At 73.9% G+C, this 26,399-nt stretch carries 26 protein-coding genes; 11 read left to right on the top strand and 15 right to left on the bottom strand.

Annotation, left to right across the window (positions count from 1 at the left end; all coding sequences use genetic code 11):
• Positions 1 to 160 precede the first annotated feature (160 nt).
• Complete coding sequence (locus tag WME83_RS08535; protein ID WP_437318762.1) at positions 161 to 916, bottom strand: ferritin-like domain-containing protein; 756 nt, start codon at positions 914 to 916, stop codon at positions 161 to 163.
• Between the two features lie 205 nt (positions 917 to 1,121).
• Between WME83_RS08535 and WME83_RS08530 the strand changes: the two genes are divergently transcribed.
• Both WME83_RS08530 and WME83_RS08525 read left to right on the top strand, forming a co-directional pair.
• Positions 1,122 to 2,066 (top strand): hypothetical protein, encoded by a 945-nt coding sequence (locus tag WME83_RS08530; protein WP_437318761.1) that lies wholly within the window; start codon positions 1,122 to 1,124, stop codon positions 2,064 to 2,066.
• A gap of 402 nt (positions 2,067 to 2,468) precedes the next feature.
• Positions 2,469 to 3,311 (top strand): hypothetical protein, encoded by an 843-nt coding sequence (locus tag WME83_RS08525; protein ID WP_437318760.1) that lies wholly within the window; start codon positions 2,469 to 2,471, stop codon positions 3,309 to 3,311.
• Between the two features lie 43 nt (positions 3,312 to 3,354).
• On the opposite strand, the gene WME83_RS08520 is transcribed toward WME83_RS08525, so the two are convergent.
• Together WME83_RS08520 and WME83_RS08515 are read right to left on the bottom strand one after the other, a co-directional pair.
• Complete coding sequence (locus tag WME83_RS08520) at positions 3,355 to 4,071, bottom strand: glutathione S-transferase family protein (protein WP_437318759.1); 717 nt, start codon at positions 4,069 to 4,071, stop codon at positions 3,355 to 3,357.
• Complete coding sequence (locus WME83_RS08515) at positions 4,068 to 5,558, bottom strand: isochorismatase family protein (protein WP_437318758.1); 1,491 nt, start codon at positions 5,556 to 5,558, stop codon at positions 4,068 to 4,070. Before WME83_RS08515 ends, WME83_RS08520 begins: the two co-directional genes overlap by 4 nt.
• A gap of 301 nt (positions 5,559 to 5,859) precedes the next feature.
• On the opposite strand from WME83_RS08515, the gene WME83_RS08510 reads away from it, so the two are divergent.
• Positions 5,860 to 6,126: a hypothetical protein gene (locus WME83_RS08510; RefSeq protein ID WP_437318757.1), complete on the top strand. Its 267-nt coding sequence runs from the start codon at positions 5,860 to 5,862 to the stop codon at positions 6,124 to 6,126.
• Between the two features lie 110 nt (positions 6,127 to 6,236).
• Here WME83_RS08510 and WME83_RS08505 read toward each other — a convergent pair whose 3' ends face one another.
• The 7 genes from WME83_RS08505 to WME83_RS08475 all read right to left on the bottom strand — a co-directional run bounded on the left by WME83_RS08505 (position 6,237) and on the right by WME83_RS08475 (position 12,980).
• Entirely contained in the window at positions 6,237 to 7,145 is a 909-nt protein-coding gene (locus WME83_RS08505) for a trypsin-like serine peptidase (protein ID WP_437318756.1), read from the bottom strand.
• Positions 7,146 to 7,502: 357 nt separating this feature from the next.
• Positions 7,503 to 7,895 carry a hypothetical protein gene (locus WME83_RS08500; RefSeq protein ID WP_437318755.1) on the bottom strand — a complete coding sequence of 131 codons (393 nt, stop codon included), beginning with the start codon at positions 7,893 to 7,895 and terminating at the stop codon, positions 7,503 to 7,505.
• 183 nt (positions 7,896 to 8,078) lie between these two features.
• Positions 8,079 to 8,621 carry a YkgJ family cysteine cluster protein gene (locus WME83_RS08495; protein WP_437318754.1) on the bottom strand — a complete coding sequence of 181 codons (543 nt, stop codon included), beginning with the start codon at positions 8,619 to 8,621 and terminating at the stop codon, positions 8,079 to 8,081.
• A 377-nt stretch (positions 8,622 to 8,998) separates the two neighbouring features.
• Complete coding sequence (locus WME83_RS08490) at positions 8,999 to 10,357, bottom strand: hypothetical protein (RefSeq protein ID WP_437318753.1); 1,359 nt, start codon at positions 10,355 to 10,357, stop codon at positions 8,999 to 9,001.
• An 84-nt stretch (positions 10,358 to 10,441) separates the two neighbouring features.
• The gene (locus WME83_RS08485; protein WP_437318752.1) at positions 10,442 to 10,843 is read right to left on the bottom strand and encodes a hypothetical protein; all 402 of its coding nucleotides are present in this window, start codon (positions 10,841 to 10,843) and stop codon (positions 10,442 to 10,444) included.
• 373 nt (positions 10,844 to 11,216) lie between these two features.
• Positions 11,217 to 11,882: a response regulator gene (locus tag WME83_RS08480; RefSeq protein ID WP_437318751.1), complete on the bottom strand. Its 666-nt coding sequence runs from the start codon at positions 11,880 to 11,882 to the stop codon at positions 11,217 to 11,219.
• A 336-nt stretch (positions 11,883 to 12,218) separates the two neighbouring features.
• Positions 12,219 to 12,980: a DUF3943 domain-containing protein gene (locus WME83_RS08475; RefSeq protein WP_437318750.1), complete on the bottom strand. Its 762-nt coding sequence runs from the start codon at positions 12,978 to 12,980 to the stop codon at positions 12,219 to 12,221.
• Positions 12,981 to 13,123: 143 nt separating this feature from the next.
• On the opposite strand from WME83_RS08475, the gene WME83_RS08470 reads away from it, so the two are divergent.
• The gene (locus WME83_RS08470) at positions 13,124 to 13,870 is read left to right on the top strand and encodes an SDR family oxidoreductase (RefSeq protein ID WP_437318749.1); all 747 of its coding nucleotides are present in this window, start codon (positions 13,124 to 13,126) and stop codon (positions 13,868 to 13,870) included.
• Between the two features lie 78 nt (positions 13,871 to 13,948).
• Here the strand turns inward: WME83_RS08470 and WME83_RS08465 are convergent, their stop codons facing one another.
• Positions 13,949 to 15,487, bottom strand: a complete 1,539-nt coding sequence (locus tag WME83_RS08465) for a PLP-dependent aminotransferase family protein (protein ID WP_437318748.1) — start codon at positions 15,485 to 15,487, stop codon at positions 13,949 to 13,951.
• Positions 15,488 to 15,555: 68 nt separating this feature from the next.
• Here WME83_RS08465 and WME83_RS08460 point away from each other — a divergent pair, with 68 nt between their 5' ends.
• Both WME83_RS08460 and WME83_RS08455 read left to right on the top strand, forming a co-directional pair.
• The gene (locus WME83_RS08460) at positions 15,556 to 16,962 is read left to right on the top strand and encodes a hypothetical protein (RefSeq protein WP_437318747.1); all 1,407 of its coding nucleotides are present in this window, start codon (positions 15,556 to 15,558) and stop codon (positions 16,960 to 16,962) included.
• On the top strand, positions 16,959 to 17,501 hold the full coding sequence (locus WME83_RS08455; RefSeq protein WP_437318746.1) for a GNAT family N-acetyltransferase: 543 nt from the start codon (positions 16,959 to 16,961) through the stop codon (positions 17,499 to 17,501). Before WME83_RS08460 ends, WME83_RS08455 begins: the two co-directional genes overlap by 4 nt.
• Before the next feature lie 43 nt (positions 17,502 to 17,544).
• Here the strand turns inward: WME83_RS08455 and WME83_RS08450 are convergent, their stop codons facing one another.
• The 3 genes from WME83_RS08450 to WME83_RS08440 all read right to left on the bottom strand — a co-directional run bounded on the left by WME83_RS08450 (position 17,545) and on the right by WME83_RS08440 (position 20,827).
• A complete protein-coding gene (locus WME83_RS08450) occupies positions 17,545 to 18,972 on the bottom strand; it encodes a sensor histidine kinase (protein WP_437318745.1) in 1,428 nt (475 codons plus the stop codon).
• A 375-nt stretch (positions 18,973 to 19,347) separates the two neighbouring features.
• Positions 19,348 to 20,460, bottom strand: a complete 1,113-nt coding sequence (locus WME83_RS08445; protein WP_437318744.1) for a DNA alkylation repair protein — start codon at positions 20,458 to 20,460, stop codon at positions 19,348 to 19,350.
• On the bottom strand, positions 20,453 to 20,827 hold the full coding sequence (locus tag WME83_RS08440) for a hypothetical protein (RefSeq protein WP_437318743.1): 375 nt from the start codon (positions 20,825 to 20,827) through the stop codon (positions 20,453 to 20,455). Before WME83_RS08440 ends, WME83_RS08445 begins: the two co-directional genes overlap by 8 nt.
• Before the next feature lie 42 nt (positions 20,828 to 20,869).
• Between WME83_RS08440 and WME83_RS08435 the strand changes: the two genes are divergently transcribed.
• The 5 genes from WME83_RS08435 to WME83_RS08415 all read left to right on the top strand — a co-directional run bounded on the left by WME83_RS08435 (position 20,870) and on the right by WME83_RS08415 (position 25,401).
• On the top strand, positions 20,870 to 21,607 hold the full coding sequence (locus WME83_RS08435; RefSeq protein ID WP_437318742.1) for a helix-turn-helix transcriptional regulator: 738 nt from the start codon (positions 20,870 to 20,872) through the stop codon (positions 21,605 to 21,607).
• Positions 21,608 to 21,786: 179 nt separating this feature from the next.
• Positions 21,787 to 22,893, top strand: coding sequence for a substrate-binding domain-containing protein (locus WME83_RS08430; RefSeq protein WP_437318741.1), 1,107 nt, complete (start codon positions 21,787 to 21,789; stop codon positions 22,891 to 22,893).
• Positions 22,894 to 22,931: 38 nt separating this feature from the next.
• Positions 22,932 to 23,762, top strand: coding sequence for a molybdate ABC transporter substrate-binding protein (gene modA, locus WME83_RS08425; protein WP_437318740.1), 831 nt, complete (start codon positions 22,932 to 22,934; stop codon positions 23,760 to 23,762).
• A complete protein-coding gene (locus tag WME83_RS08420) occupies positions 23,759 to 24,568 on the top strand; it encodes an ABC transporter permease (RefSeq protein ID WP_437318739.1) in 810 nt (269 codons plus the stop codon). The genes modA and WME83_RS08420 overlap by 4 nt, the downstream gene beginning before the upstream one ends.
• Positions 24,565 to 25,401: an ABC transporter ATP-binding protein gene (locus WME83_RS08415; protein WP_437318738.1), complete on the top strand. Its 837-nt coding sequence runs from the start codon at positions 24,565 to 24,567 to the stop codon at positions 25,399 to 25,401. The genes WME83_RS08420 and WME83_RS08415 overlap by 4 nt, the downstream gene beginning before the upstream one ends.
• On the opposite strand, the gene WME83_RS08410 is transcribed toward WME83_RS08415, so the two are convergent.
• Entirely contained in the window at positions 25,379 to 26,398 is a 1,020-nt protein-coding gene (locus tag WME83_RS08410; RefSeq protein ID WP_437318737.1) for a hypothetical protein, read from the bottom strand. The genes WME83_RS08415 and WME83_RS08410 overlap by 23 nt on opposite strands.
• Position 26,399 lies beyond the last annotated feature (1 nt).

The raw sequence follows: 26,399 nt of genomic DNA, 5'->3' as shown, positions 1-26,399 counted from the left end.
GACCCAGCCGCGCCCCGATCGCGACACCGCCTTCCGCGCGGACCGTCGCCAGAGCTGCGAGCGGCAGAACAGCGCGCGGTGGACGGCGCCCACGGCTCGTGACGGCGCAGAATCTCCCCTCAGCGAGGGCCGGCAGGCCCCACGGCGAGGCGCCGCCTTCTCAGCCGAGCCCGAGCTTCTCCAGCGCCGGCGCGAGCCGCTCCTTGTAGGTTCGCTGGCAGAGCAGCGCGAGCCGGACCTCGCCGAGGAGCCCGAGCGTCGCCCGCTCGGGCTCGGGCCAGCGGTCGAGCGACCGGTCCTCCGCCGGGACGCGCGCGAGGACCTGCTCGGCGCGATCGAGGTGCCCGCGCACGAGCCGGCCCGTGAACCCGCGCCACGCGGCCCGCTTCGCCGACGGGAGATCGCGGAGCTTGCGCGCGACGAGCTCGGGGCCGAAGGCCTCGTGCTCGGCCTCGTCGCCCGCGATCGCGGCGAGCACGGCGCGCGTGACCGGGTGATCGGCGCGGGCCTCGAGATCCAGGAGGTAGCCGACCGAGAACGCCTCGGCGATCAGGAAGAGCGAGATGGCGCTCGCGAGCACGCGCTCATCAAGCGGGACCTCGCGCAGGTCCGCGAGCGGCGCGGCGACGTCGCGCGGCGCGGGCGCGCGGCCCCCGAGCGCCGCGCACATGCGGCCGCACAGCTCGGCGTGGCGGATCTCCTCGTCGATGGTCTCCGCGACGGCGCGGGAGACGTCGAGCGGCTCGCCCGCCGCGAGGGCCTCGCCGAGGAAGCGCGTCGCGATCTGGATGGACTGGTACTCGGTGCGGACACGGTCGGCCCAGACGAGGCGCGCCTGCTCGACGAGCGCGGGCGGCAGCGCGCCCGGATCGAGGGCGGCGAAATCGATGGCGGAGTCGGTCGGCGTCGGGCGCATGATCTACCTTCGCGGGGGTCTCGGGTTGCACAGGATGGCACAACTGGGGCCTGGTGAACGTCGGCGATTCGCGCTGCTTCCGGGCCCATCGAGCCCACATGGCAAAGAAAGGACCAGCGCCACGGCACAGTGCTCGGCTGGCACATCATGTGCTGCTGACGAAGAGATGCACCATCGAACGAGCTTACCTCTCCTCGTCTCCCTCATGACGTTCCTCGTCACCCTCGCCGCATGCAACGTCGAGATCATCGACGGCGGCGGCACCGGCGGCGCCGGCGGCAGTGGCACAGGTGGCATCGGCGGTATCGGCGACACCGGCGGTACCGGCGGCATTGGCGGCACCGGGGGCACCGGTGGCATTGGCGGCACCGGCGGCATTGGTGGCACCGGCGGCATTGGTGGCACCGGTGGCACCGGTGGCACCGGTGGCACCGGCGGCATTGGCGGCATCGGCGGCACCGGCGGCATTGGCGGCACCGGCGGCACCGGCGGCACCGGCGGCGGGCCTAGCTGTTATCCGTACACGACGGACGTCTTCGCGTGCGCCGACCTCGACCTCCCAGAGGTGGATCCCTCGAGCTCTCCTCGCACGTTCGCGTTCTCCGGCACGGTGACGGCCGTACGCCCACCCGGCCCGGACGAGCCGTGCACGCGTCGATGGACAAAGATCGCACACGGCACGCCCGAGGTCATGATCGACCTCGCGGACGAGGCCGGGAATGCGCTCACCGTGGGCTTCGCGGTCCCGGGCTTCTCGTCCGGCGCCGTCGCTGTGGGCGACGCGCTCGACGTCGACTTCTTCGCCTCCCGGTTCGTGGATTGGGACCTGGAATCGCGCACCCGCATTCGCCTCGAGCGAGACGGAGCGCTCGTCGTCGGCGTGGGAGAGAACGAGCCCCTCGGGCTCACCCTCCGCGACGGCGAGCGTGAGTGCTACCGCGAGGAGGATGACATGTGCGGTTACGCGAGGCTCGGGATGTCCGTGTCGGCCGGCGACGGGCCCGCGGTCTCGATCCCGACCGGAGAGAGCGCCGAGGTCGGCGCGCTGACCGTCACCAATCATCGCTATTTCAGGAACTACGACCTCACCGGAGACTGCAACTTCGGCCTCTCGGCCGAGTACGTCGTCAGCGCCACGTCCACGCCCTGAGCGCCCGCCCCGCACCGCCCCGTCGCCCACGAGGACGCCGCGCGTGACCAGGGGGTCCGGCGTCGGCTGGCGTCTGGCGCATGATCCACCTTCGCGGACGGGTGGCGGCCCAACTTGCCCCCGGAGTGATTCACATGAAGGCGGGAAGATCATGATCTTTTCTTCCCGCCTTCCCGCCTTCATGTTCAAATCCGGCCACCACCCGCGGACGCGCCGAGTTGCTCAAGATGGCACAGTGAGGACCCGGCCAACCTCGGCCGTTCGTGGACCTTCGGGCCAGTCATCCCTGCTGAATCGCAAGGAAAAGACCAGCGTCAGCGGCACAGTGCCCGGATTGGCACACGGTGTGCTGCCGGTGAAGGGATGCACCATCGAACCAGCTTGCCTCTCCTTGCCTCCCTCATGACATTCCTCGTCAGCCTCGCCGCGTGCAGCGTCGAGATCAACCCCGGTGGCGGCACGAGCTCCGGCACCGGCGGCACCGGCGCCGGCACCGGCGGCACCGGCGGCACCGGCGGCACTGGCGGCACCGGCGGCACTGGCGGCACTGGCGGCACCGGCGGCACCGGCGCCGGCACCGGCGGCACCGGCGGCACCGGCGGCGGACCTGCCTGTGAGGCGCACGAGCCCAGGGTCTTCGCGTGCGCCGACGTCGACCTCCCGGTACGGGAGGACGCGAGCGTGCCGTGGACCCTCGCGTTCTCCGGCACGGTGACGGCCGTGCGCCCGCCCGCCCCGGACGAGCCCTGCGCGCTCGGCTGGAGCGCGATCGGACGCGCCGCGCCCGAGGTCATGATCGACCTCGCCGACGAGGACGGGAAGGCGCGGACCCTGGGCTTCACGGTCCCGGGCTTCGCGGCGAGCGCCGTCGCCGTCGGCGACGCCCTCGACGTCGACTACTCCTATGCTGAAGCGACGGATTGGCGAGAGCACGTCACCCGAGTCCGCGTCGAGCGCGACGGGGAGCTCGTGGTCGCCGTGGGCGAGAACGATCCCATCGGCCTCTCCATCGCCCAGGGCGAGCCCGCCTGTTACAGCGAGGATGGGTGGTGCGGCTACGAGGAGTTCGCGATGACCGTGGAGGCCGAGGACGAGCCCGCCGTCTCGATCGCGAACGGCGAGAGCGCCGAGGTCGGCGGGCTGACCGTCACCAACGAGCGCTATCTCAAGAACTATGACATCAGCGGCGGCTGCAACTTCGGCCTCGCGGTCGAGTACATCGTCAGCGCCGCGCCCGCGCCCTGAGCGCCCGCCCCGCGCTCGGGGCGCGGGCCGAGCCCTGCGCGCGTCAGCTCCCGGAGACGCCCGGAGCGGCGAGCGCCCGCGCCTTTGCGAACAGATCGGGGCGCGCCACGTCGTGGGACCAGCCTTCCGGATACGAGGCGACCGCCGAGGGGCGGCCCCGCACGCGGCGCTCGTAGGCGTCGAGCGCGGGATGGCCGGCGAGCGACAGCCCGCGCCGCTGCATGTAGGCGAGCACGGGGTAGAACGCGCAGTCGGCGAGCGTGAAGGCGTCCGACGCGATGAACCGTGTCCTCCGGGCCCGCGCCTCCCACAGCGCGAGCTCCCGCTCCACGCCCGAGAGCGCGCCCGCGATGGCCGCTCGCCGGTCCGGCGACAGGGCGTCCGGGCCGGCCTCGAAGAGGCTCTCCAGCGGGTCATAGACGCACGCGGTGGCCTCGGACTCCTGCGCCCAGGCGAGCGCGCGGGCGAGCGCGCCGGGCTCGGCGGGCGGCGGGAGGAGCGGCGGGTCGGGATACCGCATCTCCAGGTACGTGAGGATCGCCAGCGACTCGTTCATGACGGTGCCGTCGGGCTCGACGAGCACCGGGGCCTGGCCGCGCGGATTGAGGGCCAGGAACTCCGCGGCGCGCGTCTCGCGGGGCTCCCGCATCACGCGCAGGCGGCGGGGCTCGAAGGCGAGGCCCTTCTCGCGAACGGCGAGGAGCACGCGCCAGCTCGAGATCGAGCCGTTCACGAAATACACCGCCCGCTGCGCGCTCATCGGTCGCCTCCGGGCCCCTGCAGCGTGCGGAAGTTGAGCGCCTCGAAGCCCGCGCGGTACGCGGCGGCGTCGAAGGCAGCGTCGATGTTCTCGGCGCGGAAGAGCTGGAGCATCCGCTCTGCCTCGGCGCGCTCCGCCGCCTCCCGCTCCGGCTCGGCGAGCGCGGCCCGGGCCCGGGCGCGCGCCTCGGCCTCGGCGCGATCCGCGGTGGGCGCGCCGACGCCCCAGACAGCCCCGGTCGCCGGATCGTGAAACGTGCCGATATGCCGGAAGGTGAGCGAGATCCGCGACGCCTGGTCGTCGCCCTCCCCGTCGCCCTCCTGCCGGATGGCGTGATAGAAGCGGCGGTTGGTCTCCAGGTCCATGACGAGCAGCGAGCCGTGCGGCAAAGGGACCTTCTGGACGGCACCCCCTTCGCCGGCGCGCTTGGGCCGGAGCACCATGGTGCGCCGTCGTCCGAGCGAGACGTTCACGATGAACGACGGGCGCACGAGGTCGAGCGTCTTGTCGGAGTGCTCGCTGATCCAGTCGCGCCCCGTGCGGTAGAGCTGGAGCAAGCAGTGGTTGAGCGGGTGCCCGACGCGGCGCTCGACCTCCCTGCGGATGCTGTCGACGGCGGGGGTGAAGGCGCCGAGCTCGGGCTGCTCGTCGACGGGGTGGCGGTAGAGCGGCACGGCGCCGTCGGGCGCGCGCTCGCCCTGGATCGCGACGAGGCGCGGCACCTCCCCGCCGCGGTGGAGCATCGTGGTCCACGCGACCTCGCGCTCGACGGCCTCGAACGCGCCCGCGCCGCCCGCGAGGCGCTCGTCGAGGGCGCCGCACCACAGCGCCGTCCCGCCCGCGCCGATGCCGGCGACGCACACCGGCCCGGGCCCGTCCGAGAGCACGTCGGCCCAGCGGCGGCGCCGGCCGCCCAGGCCCTCGATCTCGCGCAGCGCCGCGGCGTGCTTGCCCGCGGTGCTCGCCGCGGTCGCGTCCTCGAGGACCTCGACCTCGAAGCCGAGCCGGCGCGCGTCGCGGGCGGCGGCGAGGACGCACACGTTGGTCGCGACGCCGCACAGGATCACCGCGGTCACGCCCGCCTCGTCGAGCCTGGCGCGCAGGTCGGTGTCGCGGAAGGCCGAATACCAGCGCTTCTCGACGTGCAAGTCCGCGGCCCCCGCCGGGCGCTCGGCGCGCACCGGGGCGAGCGCGGGGAACAGCTCGGCGCCCCACGTGCCGCGGGCGCAGCACGCGCCGTCGGTGTGGGTCTGCCCGCGGAGCGCGTCCGGTGCCGCGTCGAGCTCGCCGTAGGCCGAGGTCACCCACACCACGGCGCGCCCCTGCGCGCGCGCGGCGCGCACCAGCCAGGCCACGCTCTGGGCGAGCTGATGCGGATCGCAGTGCCGCTTCGAGAACGCGCCCCCCTCCGCGAGGAAGTCGTTCTGCATGTCGATGACGAGCAACGCCGTGCGCGCCGGGTCGTTGGGGTGTGGCCGCTCTCTCACGTCCTTGACCTCCTGGTATCACCTCCTCGGTCGGTCGACCAAGCGCCCCGGCGCGCGACGCGATCCCGAGCCGGCCGCGTCGGCGCGCGGAGGCTCGGTGAAGCCACCGGCGCTCTCCCTGGAGGGCAGCTCGCGTCGGCGCGTGCGGCCTCATCAGGGTGCGATGCGATTCGAGAAAAAGCGCCCCCGCCGGACTCCCAGTTCGGCTACACCCACGAGGGATCCCGATCGAACCCCCCGCGCCTGGCCGCACGGCCCCGTGCGGCGCGCCTTTGGCTCACCACCCTGAAGAGGTCTGAACATGGCTCACATACTGGCAAGGCTCACCGGCGCCACGCTCGAGGACGTCAAGCAGCAGCTGGCGGCCGACGCGGCCAGCCACGCTGAACAGGGGATGCACCTGGAGCACGTCTGGACGAACGACGACGATCCCAGCGACATCCTGTTCCTCCTGCGGGTCGACGACCTGAGCCACTGCAAGCAGCTCATCAGCAGGGTCCACGCCGAGATCCACCGGGACGACCCGAGCGCCAAGCTGCCCCACATGACGTTCCTGACGGAGGCGTGAGCGATCACGCCCCCTGAGCAGTTCGCGCGTCCACGCTGGCCGTGCCCGGCCGACGTCTTGCGGGCTGGCGTCGAGCAACTCCTCCAGTCGCCGCCGGGATCAGGGGTCACTCAATCACAGATCCAGCGGTCAGTGATCGTATTCGACAGCGTCGTACACGCCGGGAGCCCTTCGAGGGCGCGCCAGTTATTGATGTTGCTGATCCGGGTCGGGGTCAGCCGCGTGCCCCGCACTTCTTCGCCGACCTGGGCGCATTCAGACGACAGATCCGCGTTGGACTGCACGCCGAACACCCAGTTGCCGTTTCCACGGAAATACGGGCCGCCCGAGTCGCCCCTGCAAATCCGGATCTCGTCGGCGTCCGTGAGGAAGTAGTCACTCGCCAGGTAGTTCAACGAGTCGTGCATGTAGCGCATGACTCCCGCCCCTGTGCCATTGTAGTGATAATAGCCTCGCCCGTAGAACGTATAGGACTCCGAAGAGCTCAGGTTCCCTGCATAGACTCCGATGGCGGCGTCGTTGATGGTCACGTTGCTGAAGGAGCCGCCCTTGTCCTTGGTGAACACGGCGGCCAGGTCGGAGCCCGACGCCCATCCGTGCTGCAAGCGCCTCACGTAGACGTCGCGGTCCGTATCGCATTTCCCGTTCGAGGGAGCGCCTGTCATGCATCTCCAGGTCGTCCCGGTGTCCGCATAGGAGACCTTGGTCCTCACCAGGCCCGTCAGCGCCGTGCCGAGATCGTCGTCAAAGCAGTGGGCCGCGGTGAGGATCATGTGCTCACCGATCAGCGTGCCCGTGCAGCCTCCGATCTCGACGACGCCGACTCCGCCGCCCTCCGTGCCGGCGCGGATCGCCTCCCCGCTGGTCTCGACCGGCTCGTCGGAGATGCCGTCGCTCGGGTCTGCGACGCCGCACGCCGCCGTCGCCAGAGCGAGCAGCGCGCTGCCTGCGCCCGCGCGAACCCATGCGAACCGAAGTCCGCCCATCTCGCGACAGCCTCTCGAATTCTCGTTGTTCATCACTCGTCGCCTCATTTTCAGTCGAATCAGATGAAGAGCAGCGCTCAAGAGAGATTGCAACGAGCGCGCCAGCTCAGGAGCGCTGCGGTTCGAGGGGCGTCACTGGATCATTCTTCTGGCGTTGCTCGAAGGAGCTTCCGCTCGAAGGAGGTTCCTCTGCGCGCCACGCGCTCCTCTCGAAGCGCCGCCCTCGCCGGCGCCTGCGCCCCGTGCCGGCGCCGTATCCCCGCCGCCGTCGCTCCTTTCGCTGCTGTCCACGCGCGGCGCCGTCGAGCTGCCGTTGCTGCCGCGGTGCCACCCGGTGCCAGCGTGCCAGCGTGCCAGCGTGCCCGGATGTGGTCGATCAACGTCGGTGTTCTAGCGGCACGCGCACGCGCCGGAGGAGGGGCCCTCCGTGAGCGTCCCGTCGGCGCCCGTCCCGCCGACCTCGCGAACCAGGAGCGGCAGGCCGTCCTCCTGCCCGCACTCCACGCTTCCGGGGCATCCGCCGGGGCCGCCGCGCGGTATCGCCAGGCAGCGGTGCTCCTCGGTCAGGGCGTCGCAGGACGCGCCGTCGGGGCTCACGGACACGAGCTCCCAGGAGCAGAGTTGGACGTCATCGTCCGATGTCTGAGCGTCGCAGTCCTCCTGGGACAGGCGCTCTTCACAGGGCGTCCACGCCGTTCCAGCGCCGGTGCCGGCGCTCGTCGACCCGGTGGCGGCGCTCGTCGCGAGGGCGCCCTGCCCGCCATGCGCTTCCCAGCGGAGCACAAGGCGAGCCGGGCAACAAGGAACGACCCCCGGCGCTTTCCTGCGAACCCATCGACTTTCGCCGAATTTCAACGTGCTCGGCGTCGTAGCCACTCCGCCCCCTGCTCTTCGTCGACGGTCGTCGACGATCGCGCCTGACCGGCGTTGGGAGAGGCGAGCATGACGTGGCGCGCCGGGAGCGCGTCAGCCCTCGCCCGAGAGCACCGACGCGATGGCGGCGCGCTGCCCGCGCGGCCGCCCGGCCGCGTCGGCGTGCGCCATGTCGAGGGCGGCCAGCACCGTCGAGAGCGTCGTCTGGTCCAGCACCGACGACGCCTCGATGGCGTGGAGGTCCTCTCCCACGAAGTTCTTCGGGCAGGCGTCGATGACCGGCAGCGCGCGCCCGCCGGCCGGCGTGAACCGGATGGGCAGGCCGTGCGTGCGGCAGATGAGCGGCCGCGCCGCGTAGAGCGCGCACCTCCCCTCCCCGTCGAGCGCCGGGCACACGCCGGGATCGCCCGCTCGCGCGCGGCCCGCGAGCGCCGCGCGATCGGCCTCGGGGAGCGCCGCGAGCGCCTCGCGGAGGGCGTCGGCCTCGATCGACGTCACCGAGAACCGCCGCCGGCAGCAGTCGCTGCACCCCGTCGCGCACGCCATCCGCCCGCCGTGGCGCGCGCTCGCGTTCGCGAAGAACGCGTCGACCTTGGCGAAGAGCTCGCGGAGGCGATCGAGCGGCCGGGGAGTCACGCGCCGGGTTCTAGCACCCGAGCCCCCCGGCGCCCCCGCCAGGGACAGGGAATCGTCCGGCAGGGACAGCGACCGCGCCGGCTGGGACAGCGACCGCGCCGGCTGGGACAGCGACCGCGCCGGCTGGGACATGGGCCAGGCCGGACACGACCGAGGAGCTGCCGCCAGGGACATGGACGCCGGCGCCAGGGACACGAGCGAGCGGGCCAGGGACACCGAGGCCGCTGGCAGGGACGCGGGAGGATGCGCCGGGGACACCTGGGCGGGCGATCCCCTGTCCCTGGCGCGGCCAGGAGAGCGCACGATCGCCCCGGCCCCGCCGCCCAGGAGCGCCGGACGGGACCGAGGCAGCGCGCTCGGCCGACCTCACCCCTGCTTCAGGGATCGATGCGGAACGGGTAGCCATCCGTGGCCACCACGATCGGCTCGGCGCCGGGCGCGCCGCGCGGGCGGACGGCGAGCGCGTGCGCCCCGGCGTCGTCGAGCGCGGGAGGCTCGCGATAAGCGAACTCCTCGCGGCGCACCTCCCCCTGCGCGTTCAGGGTTTCGCATTCCCATCCAACGACGACGCCGTTGTGGCGCTTCTCCCGGAGGTCGCGCAACGGGAGCAGCACGACCTCGGGGGAGCTCGCAGCGCGGCGCAGCGCGCGGAGCTTCGACCAGGTCTCGCTCACCAGCTTGACGCCCAGCACCAGCAGGACGGCGGCGAACCCCGCGCTCCCCGCCGCGATCAGCAGCCGCGGTGTCCTCAGGGCGGGCTCCGCGCTCGTCATGAGCTCGCCTCCGCGCCTCCGTACCTCGATGTCCGGCGACACCCCCGGCGCCCAGGCGACCAGATAGCTCACCTCCTGCTCCTCGCCGTCGGCGCGGAAGCTCACGACCACATCGGTGAGATAGTCGTCGGTCCAGGCGGTGTGGCCGTGAGGCGCCACCGAGACGAGGCCGTCGACGGCGACCGGCTCCGCGGCGGCCCAGCGGCCCGGCTGCGTGAGCACGTCGCGCGCGATCTGGACCGCGCCCACGCCGGCGATCGCCATCAGCGCGCCGTTGAGCGGCGCCAGGAGGACCACGGTCGCGAGGGCGATCAGGAGAGAGCGCGGCCGGAGACGCAGCGTGCCCCGGTCGAGGCGCCGCCGGAGCTCCGCGAGCGGCAGGGCGGCCGCGGCCCGCCGCGCGGCTTGCGCGTCGGCGCGGCGGATGACGAAGCCCAAAAACCCGATCGCGAAGCACATCGCGGCGAGGCCGAGCAAGGTCCAGGCATCGACGCGCGCCTTGCGCGGACCGTCCCTGAGCGACAGCACGAGCGCGTCCTCGTCGGCCGCCTCGGGCAGCCCCCGGTCCACCAGCAAGGAGCGCTGTCGGCCCGTCAGCGTGTCAAAGGCGCCCGTGAGCGGCTGGCCGGGCGGCGGGCAGAGCGGCCCGTCCGCGCTCACCAGGGCCACGACCTCGCCGAGCGAGGGCGCGAGCAGACGACCGTACCGCGTGCCTGCGAGCTCCACGCTCCCTTCGCACGAGAACTGCGCGTCGGTCAGCTCCACCCACACAGCCTCCGTCCGGGCGCGGCGCAGCGCCTCCGCCGCGCGGAGCCGCACCGGCGCGTCCCCGAACGCCGCCACCCGCTGCCACGCCCGGACCGAGAGCACACAGAGCGTGACGCCGGCGATCAGCCCGAGCGCGACGCCGATCCAGGGCCGGCGCTTCAAGCCTCCCGCGATGAGGTTGTTGACGTCGCTCACGCCGATGCTCCTCCGAGGGTGGCGGGCGCGCCGGCCAGGCCCGCCGCGCTGCCGGGGCGCAGCGGGCTCGGCTGGGCGGCCGTTTCAGCAGTTGAGCCGGATGCGCTCGCCGAGCAGCTTCACGTCGTCGTTGGCCTCGACCCGCACGTCGCCGCGCCGGGCGCTGAGCCGCTGCTCGCGCGCCTCGCTGACGAGGTCGCCCTCGCTGCGCAGCACCGTGTCGCCGCCGCTGTTCAGCTCGATGCCCTCGCGGGCGTGGATGGCCACGCGCTCGGCCGCGAACTGCAGATCGCCGGCCACGGCGATCGAGAGGCCGCTGCCGAGGACCAGCACCGGCCCCTCGGGCCGCAGCTCGATCCGCAGCGGCTCCGCGCCGGCGCGATCGACGAGCCGGATGCACGAGCCGTGATCGCTGCGCTCCACCGTCAGGCGGTAGTCGTCGACGGGGATCACGCGCACCGGGTGGCGCTCGCTCGGATCGCTCATGAGAGACCAGGAGGTCGCAAGGCGGGCCCGAAGTCAAGGGCCGCGCGGCGGCGCCGCGGGAAGGTGCGTGTCGCCAGGGCGCCGGCGCAGCAGGACGTCCTCTCCCAGCGCCCACATCTCGGCTCCGCTCCCGCGCACCTCGAACGGGGTGCCCGATGTGGGCGCTCCCGCTCTCGGCACTTCCCACGCGGCGCCGTCGTCGACCGTGCGGACGAGGGCGCCGCCGTGCCCCACCGCCGATCGGGTGCGGGCTCGTTCACTGCATCGACGGCGCCGGCCCTGATGTCGTCGCGCTCCATCACAGCGGCAGCCTCCGGCGCCAGATCGAGCACTACGATCCGATCGGCCGACTGTGCATCGACCAGAGGCTTCGCTACGACAACTGCTCCACCGCTCCGAGGAGGTCAACGCTGGAGGTCGTAATCACCTTGGCCCCTGCGGCGAGGGCTTCCTTGTGGTACTTCTGGGCCTTCGCCTCGCTGCAGAAGACAACAACAGGGATGTCCTCGTTCTTACTTCGAATCGCCCTCGTAAGGACAAGCCCGGCATCTTCGACATATCGGCCTTGTTCGAGACGACTCATGTCGGTGATGACGACGTCATACGCACACCGGGACAACAGCTCGAGCCCTCTGTCCGTGGACGTCGCGACGTCCACCTTCTTTCCTTTGCGCATCAACATTTCCGCGAGGAGGCTGTTGTTGCGCGGATTGTCATCGACCCAAAGGATCGCCCCCGTCTTCTTGCGAGGCGGCGGCGCGATGTCATTCACGCCATCTGCGTGCGCTACCTCTGTTGCCTTCAGCTGACGTTCAACAGCGGTCAACCGCTCTTGAAGCTCGGCGAGGAGGCTGCTCTGTTGCTCCCGAACCTCCTCCATCGTCAATTCGTTGCCGGCCACCTTGACGGTGAACCGGCGCGACTTCGCGGACTGGATCAGCTCCGCGAGGACCGGCTGAAACCGCACGACGACGAACAGTGCGACGATCGGCCAGAGCAGCGTCGCAAGACCTTCTACGAGCTTCGGTATATGTTCCATGCACTGCCTCGATGCGCCCTGCGCTTGTCACATGCTACACGAGCTGCAGTCGAATTTTCCACCAGCAAGCGCCGGTCCGCGGCGAGACGATTTCGCCGCGTCGATGGCCAGGGAGTGGCTCTTCGCACGACGATACCGTCGGCGTGCGGGCCCACGTCTTCGAAGAGAAATTGAACCACAGAGGCACAGAGGACACAGAGGAGAGAGAAGGAAAAGCACTCTTTCCCACCTTCTTCTCCGTGCCCTCTGTGGCTTGTCTTCCTCGGTCCTCGGGCTTTCAAGGTTGACGATGGAAGCCTCTGGCAAATGCAAGAGGCACCGCGGGTGCGTTCGGTGCTAGCAGTCGAACACCCCCGCGCCCCGCTCGATCTCACCGAACGGATCCACGAGCGCGCGCACGAGCACGCGCGCCGGCGCGCTCTCGATCCCCGCCGCCGCGCGCCACGTCGCATAGCGGAGCTCCCCGAGGAGCGCCCCGGCGAGCGGCGTGTAGACGAGATCGAGCGCCGAGGGGCGGACGCCGTTGGCCTCGTAGCCGTACTCCCAGAGGTGGGTGCCGGCGATGGCGAAGGCGACCGCGGCCGGCACGCCGAACCGGCAGCTCCGCGCCCTGAAGTAGATCTCGCTCCCGAGCAGGCCGTGGCCGATCACGTTGATCGGCCACGGGTCGTGATCCCACCGAAACGCGGGCTGATCGGCGTCGAAGAGCGGCGGCTTCGTGAACGCCTCGCCGTAGTGGTACCCCCAGCGCTCCAGGCGGAAGTCGGCGAACGGGTCGGGCCACAGCACCGCCTCCACGCTGCGGGTCACCGTGAACACGGCCAGCGTGTGCAGGATCGGCGGCGCCCAGGCGGGCTCCGCGCTCCCGGCCGCGACGGCGCCAGGCCGCGCCCCGGTCGCGCCGGCCCGAGGCGCGCGCCGCGGAGGGGCAGCCGCGCCGGCCGGCGGCGCGACCGAGGGCGCCTGCGGAGCGGCCGAATCGACCGGCGGTGCCGTCGCCGGCGGAGCCGACGGCCGCGCCGTCGTGCCTGGGCCGGCGCAGGCGGACGACGAGAGGACGGCGAGGACAGCGGCGGCGTGGAGGCGGATCGAAGCCATCAAGACAGCGAGCGCGGCGCGCGCGAGGAGCACGGCGGCGCGGCGCGAGTCTAGCGCGCCGGCGACCCCGGCGACGCGCCGCTCTCGCCGGCGACCCGGCGACGCGCCGTCCTCGCCGCCGACCCGCGCTAACCTCCCCCGCCATGGCCGGGATCATGATCGTCACGGGCGGCAGCCGCGGGATCGGCGCCGCCACCGCGCTGCTCGCCGCGCAGCGCGGCTACGCCGTCGCCGTGAGCTACCTGCGCGACGAGGACGCCGCCGCCAGGGTCGTCGACGAGATCCGCGGCCGCGGCGGCGCCGCCGTCGCGATCGCCGCCGACGTGAGCGCCGAAGACGACGTCGTGCGCCTGTTCCAGACCGTCGACGCCGCCCTCGGCCCGGTCACGGCGCTCGTGAACAACGCCGGCGTGCTCGACCGGCAGGCGCGCCTCGAGGACATGACCGCGGCGCGCGTGCAGCGCATCCTCGCCACCAACGTCGTCGGCAGCTTCCTGTGCGCGCGCGAGGCGGTCCGGCGCATGTCCACGCGCCGCGGCGGCGCGGGAGGCGCCATCGTGAACGTCTCGTCGAGGGCGTCGCAGCTCGGCTCCCCGGGCGAGTACATCGATTACGCAGCCTCGAAGGCCGCCGTCGACACGCTCACGATCGGCCTCGCCAGGGAGGTCGCCGCGGAGGGCATCCGGGTCAACGCCGTGCGGCCCGGGATCATCGCCACCGACATCCACGCGAGCGGCGGCGATCCAGGGCGCGTCGAGCGGCTCCAGGCGAGCCTGCCGCTCGGCCGCGCCGGCACCCCCGAGGAGGTCGCGCACGCCATCCTGTGGCTCGCCTCGAGCGAGTCCTCCTACTGCACCGGCACCCTCCTCGACGTCGCCGGCGGCCGCTGAGCCGCTCCGGTCCGCCGCCCTCCCCCCGCCCGACCGCCCTCCCCACCCGACCGCCCTCCCCACCCGACCGCCCTCCCCTCACCGCCGCCCGCCCGCCCCGATCGCCTCGCCCACCACCGCCGCGAGCGTCCGCGCCGCCTCGCTCAGCGCGGGCTCCGCGTGCGCGCCGAACCCCAGGATCAGCCCCGGCGCGCGCGACGCCCTGGCGCGCCCCGCCGCGCCGCGCGAGAGCGGCAGCGCGTCCACGCCCCGCGCCGCGAGCGCCGTCACGATGGCCACGTCGTCCGAGCCCTCGGGCAGGTCCAGCGTCAGCACCGCGCCGCCCGCGGGCGCGCGCACCCGCACCGCGCCCGGCAGCGCGCGCCCGAGCTCCGCGAGCAAGAAGTCGCGGCGGCGCCGCGTCGCCTGCTTCAGCTTCCGCAGGTGGCGCGCGAAATGCCCCTCGTCGATGAAGTCGGCGAGCGCGGCCTGCAGCAGGTACGGCGGCGACCGCGTCGACGCCGCCCGCACGAGGGCCACCGCGCGCACCAGCGCCGGCGGCACGATCATGAAGCCGAGGCGCAGGCCCGGGAACAGCGAGCGGCTGAACGACCCCACGTGGATCACGCGGTCGTTCACGCCCTCGACGTCGAGGCCGAGCAGCGACGGCAACGGCGAGCCGTCGAACCGCAGCTCGCCCTCGTAGTCGATCTCGACGACCACCGCCCCCGCCCCGCCGGCCCACGACAGGAGCTCGATGCGCCGCGGCAGCGTGAGCCGCGCGCCCGAGGGGAACGCGGAGGCCGGCGACACGAACGCGACCCGCGCGCGCGGCGCCCGGCGCGCCCCGACGTGCACCCGCAGCCCCTCGTCGTCGACCGGGATCGCGATCGGCCGGGCGCCCGCCATGCGCACCGCCGCGCGCAGGGCGAGCGGGCCCGACGCCTCCACCCACGCGGCGTCGCCCGGGTCGAGCAGCGCGCGGCAGCAGAGGTCCAGCGCGCCCTGCGAGCCCTCCGTGATGAAGACCTGGTCGACCGTCGCGCGCACGCCGCGGGCCACCGCGGCGTGGTGGAGCACCGCGCGCCGGAGCAGCAGCGCGCCCCGCGGATCGTGGTGGAGCGCGCCCTCGGCCGACATCGAGCGGAAGCGGCGCGCGAGGCACCGCTCGAAGATGCGCCACGGGAGCAGCTCGAGATCCGGCAGGCCGACGCCGAACGGGCGCGAGCGCGGCCGGCCGCCGAGGAGCGCGTCGAGCCGGTCGGGAGGCACCACCGCCGCGAGGCGCCGCGCGCTGCGCGACAGCCGCGGCGGGGCCGCCGCGGGCTGGGCCCGGGCGGCGCCCTGCCCCCCCGCGCGCACCGGCACGTGCGCCACGACCGGCGCCCGGCGCGCGCGGACCAGGACCGTGCCGTCCGCGGCCAGCGCCTCGTACGCCGCGGCGACGGTGTTGCGCGACACGCCGAGCTCCCGCGCGAGCTCGCGCGACGACGGGAGCAGGTGGTCGGGCTGGAGGACGCCCTCGAGCACGGCGCGCCGCAGCTGCTCGACCAGCTGGGCGGCCAGCGTCGCCGGCCCGCCGCGCTCCAGGCGGAGGAAGGCGTGGGGGGCGTGGGAGCTTGGGGGCGCTGGCACCATCGAAACCGGCCGCCGTGGCACTTTCCAGGGTGCCAGATCCGGGTCACGGTGTCGACGAGGAGCCCGCCATGCCGACGCCGACGCCGACGCTGACGCTGACCACCGACGACGTCACGACCCCGGCCGCCGCGCGAGAGGAGCAGGCCGTCAGTCACCGGCCGCAGGCGCCTCACCGGCCGCAGGCGCCTCACCGGCCGCAGGCGCCTCACCGGCCGCAGGCGCCTCACCGGCCGCAGGCGCCTCACCGGCCGCAGGCGCCCGAAGGCGGCAGGACGGGCGAGCTGTCGTCGCGCATCGCTCGCCGCGCCGCCGAGGCGCACGCCGGCCAGCCGCTCGATCGGCTGCTCGCGGAGGGCCTGCCGGGCAACGAGCTGACCACGCTGCTGCTCCATTGCCTGCGCCAGCGCGCGCTGCGGCGGAGCTTCGCCGAGGTGCTGGACCACGCCGAGCGGGCGCCCATGACCCACGCGTCGGCCGCGGACGCCCGGCGCATCCACGCCTTCGACGCAGCGGCGTACGCGGCGGCGGAGGGCTTCGAGGCGGTGGATCTCGCGCCGGTCGGCCCGCTCGGCGCCACGGCGTGCGCGGGCGTCGAGCCGAACAACGTGCTCGCCACGGTGCGCTTCGCCGAGGTCGCCGCCGACCCGACCACCGGGCTCGCGCTGCACGCGGCGCGGCGCCGGCGCGAGACCCGGGGCGGCGAGCCGCTGCGCCTCTGCGCGAGCCAGCGCGTGCTGCGCATGCAGCCCACGAAGCACCCCGGCTTCACGCCGCACTTCCGCCTGTTCGCCCTCGTGACCGCGGCGCGCTCGCCGGGCCGGAGCGAGGACGACGCGTGCGAGCGGCGCGCCCTGCTCGAGCACCTCCTCGTGTGGGCCGACCTCATCCGCGCGCTGCCCGCGGCCGGCTTCCGCGCGGCGGGCCTGCGCGTGGTCCTCTCCGACACGGCCGTGGTCCGGGCGTGCCTCGGCGCGCGCGGCCTCGACGCGGACGCGCTGGCGCAGCGGGCGAAGGCGCACGAGCCGGGGTCGTCCGAGGCGGCCCTGCGCGACGCCTCCGTGGATCTGCCGCGCGCCGCGGCGGACTACGTGGGCGCGGTGCGGTCGCTCGGCCTCGGCCCGGAGCCCCTCGCGCGCGCCGAGCGCTGGGTGGCCGAGGTGGGCGAGCCGCTCGCGCGCGCGCGGCCGGAGGTCGAGATCGTCTACGATCTCGCGCGGTTGCAGGGGCTCGGCTACTACGCCGGGCCGTTCGTCCAGCTCGTCGTCCGGCGGGACGACGGCCTCGAGCTCTCGCTCGGGGACGGGGGCGCGGTGCCGTGGCTCGGCGCGCTGCTCTCGAACCGCCGCGAGCGGATGATCGCGACCGGCATCGGGACCGAGATGGTCGTGAAGCTGTTCGATCGGTCCACGCCCCGAGCCGAGGCTCGACCCACCCCCCGAGCCGGCGAGGCTCGACCGGAGGAACCGACTCCATGATCATCGAGACCCCCTCTCTCACGCTCCGTCCCTGGACCGCGGCCGACGTGGACGCGCTCGTGAAGAACGCGAACGACCGCCGCATCTGGGCGAACGTCCGGGATCGCTTTCCGCACCCGTACACGCGCGCCGACGCCGAGGGCTGGGTGGCGCTGTGCGCCTCGCGCGCGCAGCCCGCCGAGGCCCTGGCGATCGTGGTGGACGGGGAGGCGGCCGGCGCGATCGGGCTCGAGCGCTTCGACGACGTGCACCGCTGCACCGCCGAGCTCGGCTACTGGCTCGGCGCGGCCTACTGGGGCCGCGGGCTGGCCACCGAGGCGGTGATCGCGCTGACGCGGGCGGGCTTGGAGCAGCTCGGCCTCGAGCGCATCCAGGCGGGGATCTTCGACTGGAACCGCGCGTCGGTGCGCGTGCTCGAGAAGGCGGGTTACGCGTTCGAGGCGCGGATGCGCCGGCACGTGGTGAAGGACGGGCGGGTGGGCGACGTGCTGCTCTACGCGCGGGTCCGGGAGGAGGCGCCGGCCGGCGAGCGGCGGTGACGCGCAGGGCGCCCCGGGCGGGGCTCGCGTCCCGGCGGGCGCCTCACCCGCCTGCGCGAGGGTCGCCCTCCGCGGACAGCGCGGGCGCCTCCTCCGCGGCGGGCGCCCGGTGCGCGGCGGGATCGGCGAGCGGGAGCGTGACGTAGAACCGGGTGCCGCGCCCGACCTCGCTCTCCGCCCAGATGCGGCCTCCGTGCGCGTCGACGATCCCCTTGGCGATGTAGAGCCCGAGCCCGGTGCCCCTCTCCCCGGACGCCTCGACCTTCCAGAACCGCTCGAAGATGCTCGTGAGGTCCTCGCGGGGGATCCCCGGCCCCGAATCGACGACGCCGAAGCGGGCCGCCTCGCTGTCCCGGTCGACCGAGAGGATCACGCGGCCGCCCTGAGGCGTGAACTTCAGCGCGTTGCCGACGAGGTTCGACAGCACCTGGAGCACGCGCCCCCGCTCCGCGAAGATCACGAGCCCGGGCGCGCTCACGCTCTGCTCGAGCCGGACCCGCTTGGATTCGGCGAGCGGCCCGAACAGCTCCAGGGTCTCGCGCAGGAGATCGTCGACGGCGCACGGCGCGGGCGTCACCGAGAACTTGCTGGCTTCCAGGGTCGCCGCGTCGAGCATGGTCCGGATGAGCTGCTCCATGCGCTTGGCGACGTTCTCGATCGACTCCGCCTGCTGCCGTACCTGCTCGGAGCCGGCCGCCCTCCGCAGCCGCGCGGCCTTCAACGTGATGGCGCTGAGCGGGTTGCGCAGGTCGTGGGCCACGATGCCCATGAGCTCGTCGCGGGCCGTCACCGCCCGGCGCGCGGCCTCGCGCGCCTCCCGCACCTGGTGGTACAGGTTGCCGAGGCGCCTCGTGAAGTACCACGCGATCCCGAGGCCGGCCGACGCCAAGAGGACCAGCAGGCCGTACAGGCGCAGCACGAGCTCGGCTCGCTCCGCCCGCTCACCGGCATAGGCGGCCTCGATGGCAAACTCCTTGTGTTCGACGAGGCGCTCGATGGAGCGATAGAGCTCTCGGCGAAGCGGCCGCAGCTCCGCGTCGAAGCGGCGCGCGATGAGGCCCGCGTCGTCGGTCCGCTCCCGGGCGACGAGCAGCTCTCTCTGAAGCAGGAAGAAGCGCGCGGCTTCCGCCTCGAGGTCCGCGAGCAGCTGGAGAGCCGTCGGGCTGAGCGGCTGGGCGCGGAGCGCGCGGATGTTCTCGCGAAAGCGCGCCTTGGCGTCCTCGGCCTCGTCGAGGAGCTCTCGATTTCCGGAGACGAGGTAGCCCCTGCCGTGAGACACGATGAGCTCGGTGGTCCACCGGAGCCGCTCCACGAGGGTGATGTTGCGCTCTTGCGCGCTCAGCCACTGGATCTGAGCGTCCGCCACGGACGAGAACCGTCGAATGGAGAACGCCATGCCGATCGCCAGGAGCAGGGTCAGGATGGCGTAGCCCCTCCTCGCCGTGGCCTCGAAGCGCGTCCGCGTCGGCATGACCGAAGTTCCTCCCTGCTCTCGACGGGACCAGCGGGCCAGCGGATCGAGAGGGCAATCGCTCCTTCATGGCTGGGCCCCTCTCAAAAGCTAGGCCGGACGGCGCGGGGAGCAAGCTGCCCCCGGAGCCGCGCCCAGGGCGGCCCCGGCGCGCCGGCGTCGCGCCGGAGCACGGCAGGCCGCCGGGAGCAGCGCGAGAATCCGGGAAGCATGCATGTTCTTTGAGGCTCTGTGCGGGTCCGACCCAGCGGGAGCGGCCCTGGCGCGCGGGGGAGCTCGCCGGGCAGGGACGATGAGCCTGCCCGGCCTCGGGCCGTCGCGTGCGGCTCCAGGGCGAGGCGGGTCTCATCGACGAGGGCGCGCTCGAGCGCCCTGTTACCGGATGACCTCGAACTGCCCGAGCGGGCGCGCCACGCCGTTGATCAGCACATCGATGCGGTGGAGGCCCGGATAGTGGCGGCGGGTGGTCATCTCCTCGAACGAGACCTTGCCAGAGATCTCGGCTCGACCCGCGGGCGGCAGGGCGAGCTTCCGCAGCTTGAAGACCTTCGGCCGCGTCGCGCCGTTCGCCTTGACGAAATGCACGGCACAGTCGACGAGCAGCTCCTGGCCGCGCGGGGCCGTCGACGCGATCTCGAACGCGAAGCGGAGCGCTCCGCCGAGCTTCACCGATCGTGGGGAGAGAGACGCCGCCGCGATCTCGACGCTCGGCTCCTCTCCGAAGCCGAGCGCCTCGAGCGCGCCCCGATCTCCCTTCTTCACGAGCGATCGGAGCGCGTGGCGCACGATCCACCGTCGCCCGGGCGGCGCATCGTCGAGCCACCGCCGGCAGAGGCTCGCCGCGATGGCCGGGTGGTCTTTGCTGATGTCATTGATGTTGTTGGCGACGGAGCGCTGCACGTATCGCTCGGGATCGTCCTTGAGGAGCTCGAGCAGGTCGATGACCGGGCCTGGGTCCCGCTGGAAGGCGCGGAGCCGCGGGGCCCACGGCAACCGTGGACGCGTCCCCTCGGAGACCAGCCGCCGCACATGCACGTTCGGGTCGGCGGCCCACGCGCGGAGCCTTCGGGCCGTCGCGTCAGGGTGTCTCGTCAGGAACGAGCGGATGCTGAACTCCGCCGAGAACCGCTTCGTCAGCTCGTATTGAGCGGTCATCGCGTCCTCGAAGTGATCGAGCCCGCGCTTCGCGACGTAGAACACGTGCGGCATGTACCGCAGCGGCTCGAGGCCGAACGCGTCGCTCCGAGGCAGCTCGGGCCCGAGGGAGGTGACGATCACCCGCGCCGCCCTCGGAAACGGCTGCGGCAGGTGCTGGTGCATGACGTCCGCGATGTGGGCGGCGCGGCCCGTGAGCCCGAGGTCGGCGAGGCCGGCCAGGCAGCCGCGGGCGAAGGCGCGCTCGTCGAAGCCTGGATGGGCCGCGCGAAGGTCGCGGGCGATCGAGCGGACGGCCCGCTCGTCGAAGAGGTCCTTCAGCCTGTCAGCCATGGGCCCCCGCCGGCGAGGGCGCCGCGCTCGCGAGGGCGCGCCCGCGCGCCCAGCCGAACGCCGCGCCGAACACGACGCTCATCAGGAGCAGGGGCGGCACGTGCGCGGGCTGGCCAGCGGCAGGCCCGAGGAGGACGTACCACGGCAGGTTGAGCAGCATCGTCACGAGGATGCCGTGTCCGTAGCGGCCGAGCCCGGACTCGGAGGCCACGACCACCCAGCCCGCGACGGTCCAGAACAGGAACGACTCCACGAGGACCCATCGCGTCGCCGCCGGGTCCACCGCGACGATCAGGGAGATGTCGGCCGCTCCGGCGAGCGCGCCGACGCCGAGGCCGACCGGCCATGTCTTCATTGGGTTGGACATGCGCGTTGACTAGCGTGTAACCCTGACAGATTCTGTCACCATATGTCGCGCGCCCTCCGCGTCATGGAGCTCTCCGATCTGCTGCGCGCGCGGGGAACGACGACCGTCGGCGAGCTGGCCGCCGCGCTCGGGGTCAGCGCCCGCACGGTGCGCAGGGATCTCGCGACGCTGAGGGAGCGCGGCCTCAACGTGGAGGGCGAGGCCGGCCCCGGCGGGGGGATCCGGCTCGACGCGGGCCGGGGCGTCACCGCCGTGCACCTCTCGGTCGCCGAGATCGTGACGCTCTGGCTCGCCGCGCGCCTGTCTCAGGCCGCGAGCGATCTCCCGTGGAGCAGCGCCGCCAGCTCCGCGCTGGCCAAGCTCCTCGGCAGCCTCCCTCCTGAACGAGCGCGAGAGCTGCGCGCCCTCTGCCGCAGGGTCATCGTCGGCGAGCCGGCGAGCGCGCCCGTGATCGCCGGCGCCGGGGCGCCTCCCGCGGAGCTCGTGAGGCTGTTCGAGGCGTCGTTCTCCTCGGGTGTCGGTCTCGCGTTCGACTACCGCGACCGCGAGGGGAAGCCGTCGAGGAGGCGCGTGGAGCCGCACGGGCTCCTGGTCCAGAGCCCTGTCTGGTACGTGCTCGCCCTGGACACGGGGAAGAACGAGCCGCGAATGTTCAGGATGGACCGCATCTCGAGGCCCCGCGTGCTGCGGGAGATCGGGTTTCGCCCGAACGCCGACGTCATCTGGGCTCTCTTGCCGAAGGAGTGCGCGTGGCGACCGCTCCTCGGCGACCATCCCTGAGCGTCGGCGGACGCTCGCGGCGAGCGGCGCGCGCGCTCACGCCCGCTCGACGGTCCCGCACGAGCCGACGCGCCATGACGCTCCTGCGCGGGCGGCCGAGCGGGATGGCTCGGGCGCCGGGGCGCTCGCGCGCGAAGGCGGTGACAAGCATACATTCCTCGGTGTAAAGCATACGCGCCATGGCCGACCGAGCCGCCAACCGGGTCCGCGAGCGGCGCGAGGCGCGCGGGCTGTCGCAGATGGCGCTCGCCGAGCGCGCCGGGCTCACGCGGCAGAGCGTGGGCGCCATCGAGGCGGGCCGCGCGACGCCGGCGGTCGACGTCGCGCTGCGCATCGCGCGCGCCCTCGACGGCCAAGTCGAGGACCTCTTCGGCGCGCCGGGCGCGGCGGCCGCCATCGCCGCCGAGCTCGACGCGCCGGCGGCGTCGGGCCGCGCCGCGGTGGCGCGCATCGCGGGCCGCTGGGTCGCCTACCCGCTCGACCACGACGCGGCGCGGACGGCGGCGGACGGCATCGTGACCGGCGAGCGGCGCGGGAAGGCGGACGTCGAGCCCCTCCGGGCGCTGGCCGAGGTCGAGGACAACGTCGTCGTGATGGGCTGCGCGGCGGGCCTCGGGCTGCTCGCCGATCGGCTCAACACGCGGCCGGGGCCGGGGCGGTTCCTCTGGTTCCCCCGGTCGAGCACCGCGGCCCTCCAGGCGCTCGGCAGGCAGCGCGCCCACGTCGCGGGCGTCCACCTCGTCGACGCGCGCACCGGCGAGGCGAACGTCGCCGACGTCCGCAAGCTCGGGCACGCCGAGCCGATCGCCCTCATCACGCTCGCGCGCTGGGAGGCGGGCCTCGTGGTCCGCCGCGAGGACGCGGCCCGGATCCGCGGCGCGGTCGATCTCGGCCGCCCCGGCCTGCGCCTCGTCGGGCGCGAGGCGGGCGCGGGCGCCCAGCGGCTCCTCGAGCGCGAGGTGCGCGGTCACGGGCTGCCGATCGAGCTCGCGCGCAGGCCGCCGCTCCGGGCCGCCGGCCACCTCGACGTCGCGCGCGCCGTGGCCATGGGCGCGGCGGACACCGGCGTCGCCACGCGCGACGCGGCGATGGCGTTCGGGCTCGGCTTCGTCGCCCTGGCCGAGGAGCGCTACGACCTCGCGATCCCGCGCGCGTCGCTCGCCGACGCGCGGCTCCAGCGCCTGCTCGACGTGCTCGTCTCGGGCGCGTTCCGCCGCGAGCTGTCGGTCCTCGGCTACGACGTCCGCCCGGCGGGCGAGCGGGTCGCGGAGGTGCGGGCGGCATGACGGCGCGCGCGGGGCGGCGGCCCCCGGGAGCCTCGCGGATGAGCCTCGCTCGAAGGCGGCTGCTGCGCGCCTCGCCGCGCCTGGTCGTCGCGGCGTGCCTCGTCGCCCTCGTCGGCTGCGAGCGCTCGGCGCCTCCGCCGGCCCCGCGCGAGGACAGGCTCGCCGTCTTCGCCGCGGCTTCCCTCCGGGACGTGTTCACCGCGATGGGCGAGGACTTCAAGGCGGCTCACCCCGGCGTCGAGATCACGTTCAACTTCGCCGGCACGCAGGAGCTCCGCACGCAGCTCGAGCACGGCGCCGCGGCCGACGTGTTCGCCTCGGCCGATCAGCGCCATATGGACGAGCTCGTGAAATCCGGGCGCGCCGTGGGCCCGGTCGTCTTCGCGCGCAACGAGCCCGTCCTCGTCGTCGCGCGCGAGAGCGCCGGCGCGATCCGGGGGCTCGCCGACCTCCCCGGCGCGGCCCGCATCGTCATCGGCGCCCCGGAGGTCCCGATCGGCCGCTACACGCTGCAGATCCTCGACCGCGCGTCCGCGTCCCTGGGCGCGGACTTCCGCGCGCGCGTCGAGGCCAGGGTCGCCTCGCGCGAGCTCAACGTGCGCCAGGTGCTCACCAAGGTGCGCCTCGGGGAGGCGCAGGTCGGCGTGGTCTACCGGACCGACGCGCAGGCGGCGCAGGACGGCGTGACCGTCGTGGCGATCCCGCCCGAGGTCAACGTCATCGCCGCGTACCCGATCGCGGTCGTGGCCGGCGCCGCGCACCCCGGGCTCGCGCGCGCCTGGGTCGACCTCGCGCGCTCGGAGGCCGGGCAGAGCGCGCTGCGGCGCGCCGGGTTCCTCGCGCCGTCCGCGGGCGGATCGGGCCCGTGAGCGCGCGCCTCCGCGCCGAGCAGGGCGCCCTGGCCGCGATCGGCGCGGTCCTCGTGGCGTTCCTGGCCGTCCCGATCCTGGCGCTGTTCGTGACGGCCACGGCGGCGGACGTCGAGCAGGGGCTCCGCCACCCCCTCGTGTGGCCCGCGCTGCGCCTGAGCCTCGTCACCACCGCGGCCAGCCTCGCCCTCGTGGTGGTCCTCGGGACGCCGCTCGCCTGGACGCTCGCGCGCGCGCGCGGGCGCCTCGCGCGCGCGGTCGAGACGGCGGTGCAGCTGCCCATCGTGATCCCGCCCGCGGTCGCCGGGGTCGCGATGCTGCTCGCCTTCGGGCGGCGCGGGCTCCTCGCCGGCTGGCTGTACCCGGAGGGGTGGTCGGTGACGTTCACGACCGCGGCCGTCGTCATGGCCGAGGTGTTCGTCTCGGCGCCGTTCTTCGTGCAGGCGGCGACGAGCGCGTTCCGGCGGGTCGACCCGAAGCTCGTGGTCGTCGCGCGGACGTTCGGCGCGTCGCCGCTCCGGGTGTTCTTTCGCGTGGCGCTGCCGCTCTCGGCCCCGGGGCTCGTCGCGGGGGCGGCGATGAGCTGGGCCCGCTCCCTCGGCGAGTTCGGCGCGACGCTCATGTTCGCCGGGAACCTGCAAGGCCGGACGCAGACGCTGCCGCTCGCCATCTACACGGCGCTCGAGTCGGACCTGCGCGCGGCGCAGGCGCTGTCGATGGTCCTGGTCGCGGTGGCGTTCGCGCTGCTCCTGTTCGTGCGGGCCGCGGCGCGGCGCTCCGCCGGGCGCGGCGAGGCGGCGCCGTGACCGGCGCGGACGGGCTGCGCGCCCGCGTGACGGCGCGGGTCGGGCGCCTGCGCATCGACGCGGAGATCGAGACCGGAGCGGGGACGCTGGCCCTCGTGGGGCCCAACGGCGCGGGGAAGACGAGCCTGCTCTCGCTCTTGCTCGGCGTGCTCCCCGTGGACCGGGGGCGGGTGGAGATCGGGGGCGCGGTGCTCCTCGACACGGCCGCCGGCGTCGACGTGCCGGTCGAGCGGCGCGGGATCGGCTACGTGCCGCAGGACTACGCGCTGTTTCCACACCTCAGCGTCCGGGAGAACGTCGCGTTCGCGGTGAGGAGCGATCCCTCGCGCCGGAGGGGCGCGTCCGTCGGCGCGCGGGTGGACGCGGCGCTGCACGACCTCGGCATCGCCGAGCACGCGGACCGCCGGACCGAGGCGCTCTCCGGGGGCGAGAAGCAGCGCGTGGCGCTCGCGCGCGCGCTCTCCGTGGGCCCGCGGGCGCTGCTGCTCGACGAGCCGCTGGCCGCGCTCGACGTCCATTCCCGCCGCGAGGTGCGGGCGTTCCTTGCGGGGTACCTGGAGGCGCTCGCCCTCCCGACGATCGTCGTCACGCACGACGCGGCCGACGCGCGGCTCCTCGGGCGGCGCATCGCCGTGCTCGAGGCGGGGCGCGTGACGCAGGCCGGGACGTGGGAGGAGCTGGCGGCCCGGCCGGCGTCGCGCTTCGTGGAGGAGCTCGTCGCGTCGGCGCGCGGCGGGGGCGAGGAGCCCGGTCGATGCCCTGAGCCGCGTCCGACCTCGGAGAACGAGCTGCCGCCCGCGCGCCGCTCCGTCAAAACGCGACGCCCAGGCTGAGCGCGCCCAGGGCGTGAGCGATGAGGGGACCGGAGCGCGCCTCGTCGACGGCGATGACGGGGCGCGGCAGGAGCGCGAGACAGGTGAGCTCGAAGCCGAGGCTCACGCTCGGAAGAAAGAAGAACTGGGCGCTCAGCCCCACATCGGCGGCAAAGAAGAGAGATCCCTCGCTGCGCCCCACGAGCGGCAACGCGACGTCGCCGGTGGCCTGGAGGTGATAGGCGCCGATGCCGAGGAGCGGCCCCCATTCCCAGTGAGGACCGGCAGCTGCGCGCGCGAGGTTCCAGCTGGCCCGGAGGAGCGCGAGCTCCTGGCGCACCTGGGCAGCGCCGCCTGCTCCACGGAACTCGGCGCCGAAGAGGGGGCCGCCGAGGAGCAGGCCGAGACGGAGGCGCTCGTCGACGCGAACGTGCGCCCCGATCTGCGCCCCCGCGCCGCCGCCGATCGGAGGCGTGAAGAGGACGAGCCCTCCGGTGCGCACGTGGAAGCGGGGAGGCTCCTGGGAAAAGCGGAGCACCTCGGGGGCGGGCGGCTGGGCCTCGACGCCGAGCACGTCCCGAGCGGGAGCTTTCCCCGAGCCGAGCTCGAGGAGGCTTGCGCGCAGCAGATCGACGGCGCGCACGGCGAGGAGCATCGGGCCATCGCTCGAAGGGTCGATGAGGAGCCTGCGCGTGGTCGTCTTCCCGGTCACGCGATCCACGATGCACACCTCGGCGGCCGTGCCGCTGCCATCGCGGCTCAGCGCGACAGCCGCGAAGGCCTCGCTCTCCTGCGCCTTTCGCTCGAGCTCCTCGGCCCCGGGAGGGCGCGCGGCGCTCCCGAGCGCGATCACCTCGAAGGACTGCAGCTCGAGCTCGGCGCAGAGCCGTCCGAAGGCCTCGATGAGCGTGGCGTCACGCGGGGGCGGCCGCACGACGAGCACCCGCTGCGCCCAGGCCGCTCGGGGGCAGACGAGCAGCAGCAGCAGGACGAGGAGCGTTCGCGCCCGCTGGACCATG

Source organism: Sorangium sp. So ce385 (assembly GCF_051474135.1).
In the GTDB taxonomy this organism is placed as follows: domain Bacteria; phylum Myxococcota_A; class Polyangia; order Polyangiales; family Polyangiaceae; genus Sorangium; species Sorangium cellulosum_D.
The sequence above is the reverse complement of the archived record's forward strand: the minus strand, read 5'-3'. Positions and strand labels throughout refer to the sequence as shown.